The sequence below is a fragment of the Tolypothrix sp. FACHB-123 genome (assembly GCF_014697075.1).
In the GTDB taxonomy this organism is placed as follows: domain Bacteria; phylum Cyanobacteriota; class Cyanobacteriia; order Cyanobacteriales; family Nostocaceae; genus Aulosira.
Genome location: NZ_JACJRE010000140.1, coordinates 1 through 4,060, shown reverse-complemented (window position 1 = coordinate 4,060; position 4,060 = coordinate 1). Strand labels below are relative to the sequence as shown.

2 protein-coding genes are annotated in these 4,060 nt (G+C 42.4%); both read right to left on the bottom strand.

The features are described from left to right. Window positions 1-269 precede the first annotated feature (269 nt). The gene (locus H6G41_RS34255) at window positions 270-593 is read right to left on the bottom strand and encodes a hypothetical protein (protein WP_190752820.1); all 324 of its coding nucleotides are present in this window, start codon (window positions 591-593) and stop codon (window positions 270-272) included. Between the two features lie 527 nt (window positions 594-1,120). Next, complete coding sequence (locus H6G41_RS34250) at window positions 1,121-3,988, bottom strand: S8 family serine peptidase (RefSeq protein WP_190752818.1); 2,868 nt, start codon at window positions 3,986-3,988, stop codon at window positions 1,121-1,123. Between the last annotated feature and the right edge of the window lie 72 nt (window positions 3,989-4,060).

Here is a 4,060-nt window from a genome sequence, read left to right as displayed (position 1 = left end):
GCGGTTACGCTGGGTTGCTGGTGCTTCTTTTCTTGCGTCTTGTGATGCCATCTGTGTCGTTTGAAAAAGAAAGTGATTAAACTGCAATCAAGACCATAATAAGGTTCTTGGCAACTTTGGGTGAGGATGAAAAGTTAAGCACTTGCAGAAAGATTTTATTCGAGGCGTTCGCGCCTCCAAAGCAAAGATAGCAGAACTATTTCCAGCTTTCTCTGTAGTTTAACCGCTGCGATGGCGTACCCGCCCGCCGCAGGCATCGCGTGGAGCAGTCACAAAGCATCAGTGCGATATATGGATTCAATCAACTCTTCAACTTCTTCTTCGTCCAAGCATTGTTTCACCTGGGTATTGAACCACTTGATCTCTTCGGGTTCTGTGTTTTGGAGTTGGTAAACCAGTAGTGTTCCTGCAACACGGGCAAAAGTTACGGGTGATGGGGAAAGGTGGCTCAGTAGTTCGGATGCATTCTGGTATATTTGCATAACTGATGTTTCGTCCAAAGGAGACCCCAATTGAGCAGAAAGCTGTTTTAGACTCTCTTGAATAGATAAATGAAAGTCTGGCTCTTGTTCCTGTGAAATAGGGTTACTCATAAATGCTAACTAATTAGTGCAACAACTTGACAGTCTAGCCTGACCATTTCGGCTCGAATGTCTACCATATTTTCACAGTTATTGAGTATCTTCATCGGCTAAAAAGCATAACTGATGAGATTAGCCTTAAATTTTACAGTAACTGAGGAAAGATGTTGATTCAGAATTCAGGATTCTGAATCAATAAATGGGGGATTCAGACCTGCCACTAATTGCAGACCGCTAAATCTTCAAGAAGTGCGGTCTCTGAAACCCCTGCAATTCATCCGCCCTTCTGGTTCAGCAGTTGCTCATGGGAGATAGCAACTGCCGTAAAACTTTCCAAGACGGATTGGGAATTACTTTCTGTATTAGATTTCTACCAATCCATATAAGCTAATCCTCATTAAAATTACATCATTTTCATGTTAGTAAAAGCAGCAAACCCTCTCCCTTACTCCCTTCCTGCGGCTTCAATGTGCTTTGTTATATGTTTAACAGCTTATCGCCATTATTGTTGAAATTGGTATTAGTTGGCATATAGACAGCTAAGTCTGGGAAATAACTTGAAATTTTGCTTGAACGACGATGTCATTAAAGTCTTTATCACCACCACCTACAAGGTCTTCAAACCCCCAAGTGTTGTTTCCTAAGAGACGAATATGATCTACGCCATCCTTATTAGCTCCGTGGTAGCTAAAGTACACTGACACATCATTACTAATATCTGAGTCAAGCATTTGCTGCATTGTACCGTTAGCAATAATGAAGGGAGCGAAGATAGAACCACCTTGCAAAAGATAGCTCATGCCTTCACTTTGGTGATTAAAACTCATGCCATTGGCTGAAGCACTACGTAGGGCTGCTTGTGTGTAACCGCTATCTCCTGGATTGAGCAATTGACCTGTAAGGGTGTCTAATACTGTACCTTGTTCATTTTCTACTTGATAGAAGCCTACAGTATTCTTATAAGCTGCTTCGCTCTTGACAATGGGCAATACAGCTTGAATTGATTGACCCTTAAAGTCTGTAAAATCAATTAGCTCTCGCTCAATTTTGCCTTGTAATTTGCTACCCAGAGGAAGGGCTGTTTCTGTGAGGCGTACATCCAGCGTTAAGTCTGGGTTAGAATCGCCAAGTTGGTCTTCAAAAGTTAGGCGGAATAGATTACTATCTAGTTTTTGAATTTGTAACCCATTATTAACAGCAGAACCAAATAGAACTTTCTTCCCACTGCTTGGATTATTTAGTACTTCATCAGTACTACCATCCTGAACTAAATAAAATGAGAGTAATCTACCTTGGAAGTTTTCTAAATAGCGTGTTGGGTGGGGTACAAACTCATCAGGAATGACAGAAAATATTGTCTGGCTGCGGCTGAGAGCTGCTTGTAAATAACCAGGGTCATTGGGGAGTAAGCCATTGACACGCATAGATGTATCATCTACAACAAACAATCCCATCTCGTGAATGTTGCCTTTACCAATGTGTTTGCTAGTTAATGCCAACTCTAACTTGGCACGATTAAGGTCTCCATGTAAGCGCAGAAGGTTATTACCCTGTTCGCTGACAGTCAAACTAGGCGCAAGAGATTGATTGCCAAAGTTAGCATCTGTAATATTTTCCCCAGGTGCAACCGTGACCACAACGGCTCCATTAGAGTTGCTATTGCTGGCGGGAGCCACACTACCAGATGGAACAGCCGTAACCGACATAGCCTTGGGAGAACTGCCTGATTTCAAAGCAAGGATGCTTTCGCCTAAGGCCAGCACATCTACGCGAGGAAAAGTTAGACCAGTGTTGATGACATTATCATCTTCATCATCGCCATCTTGAAGCATTACCCCAGTTGTTTGCAGTAGATTGCGGAACTCTTCAACGCTTAACTTGCGGTTTAATTCCCGCATCGCCAGTTCTTGAGCTAGCAAAGATACGCCAGCGATATAGGCTGATGCTTGGCTAGTACCGCTCAGGGTGGTGTTACTACCTGTGGCGTTAGCTCCTACCAATTCTGTACCAGGAGCCAGAATATCTAGTAAATTTTTGTTTCTTTGAGAAAAACTAGCAATGCGATCGCTCGCAGTACTATAGTCAATGGCTCCATTCTGCGTTTGCATAGTTTCGCCAGCATTACGGCTCCAAACTGCTCCCACAGCAATGGTATTAGCATCAGCAGCAGGATAAGCTAAACCGGGTTGCTCGTCATACTGAGCAAATTCATTGCCAGCTGCAGCAGTAACAATTATATTCTGGGCAGCGAGGGCGGCTAACTCATCGTTAATGTTGTATCGCCCATCAGCATTTAGCCAATTTTTCTCATCGCTCAAAGATAAGTTAACGTTGGCGACATTGTACTTAGCTGCATTCGCTTGTACCCACTGTAAAGCTTCCTTAATAGCGGCGAAATCTTTACCCACCCGCAAAGCAATCAAATTGGCACCAGGAGCAACACCAGGGTAAATTTTATCAGAAGAAGCAATAATACTGGCAATGTGGGAGCCATGACCATCTAAATCGGTAGCATCCAGGTCACCATCGACAAAATCTTGCTGATAAATAATGCGGTCTGCAATGTCATTTTTATTAGCATCAAGACCAAAGAAGGGATGATTAACATCAATTCCTGTATCAATTACAACGGAAGTAAACCCTTTGCCATTGATGTCTGCAAATCGCGGATCGTTACGGAACGCATCTAAACGAGTCAGAGCATCAGCAGCCGCATTCCCTGAAACTGCCGAATTATTAGATGTTGGCGACAAACCAATCACCTGTGTCTGTGTTGGGAAAGTTTGTTGCCATCCTTCCTGTACTACCTGCCTAACAATATAAGTACCTTGCTCAATGTCGCTAAAGCTGTAGTTTCCTTGGCTGTCTGTGAGGGCGTTAATTTCATTGGTATCGAATTGGCTATTATTGTTGGTATCAAGATAAACCTTCCAAGCAGTGAGGTAAGATTCCTCAGTTTCCTTGATTCCGTTACCGTTAACATCATTGAAAATATGACCGCTGATACTGCCAAAGCTGGTTGCAAGATTAGCAAACGATAACAAGCGGCTATTAACAGATGCTTTAGAAAACTGACCCAAGGCCGCAACTAAAGAATCGGACTCCGTGAGATTTTGTTTGGCAGTGAATTGCAGATTAGCGATCGCAATTGCGGTAATATCGCTGGTGCTGTAAGTAATCTTCGAGGAGTTGCCAGAATCACTGTATTTTTGAATTCCATTGTTCTGGCGCTCTAAAATTAACTTCACTCTGCCACGAGTATCTTCTTGAACTAATTTCCAATCCTGTGCTAATTCCGGTGGTAGCTCAATTTGATTGAGTTGCAATTTCGTTGCATCATAATCAAAATAGAGTGTTACTCCTTCAAATTGAATTAAACCCGTATTCCGCACTTCATTATGAAGCATAAAGAACTACATAGCTGTACTGAAGCAAAAGGTAAATAATAATACAATTAAAAACCAGGAACCAGACATTTA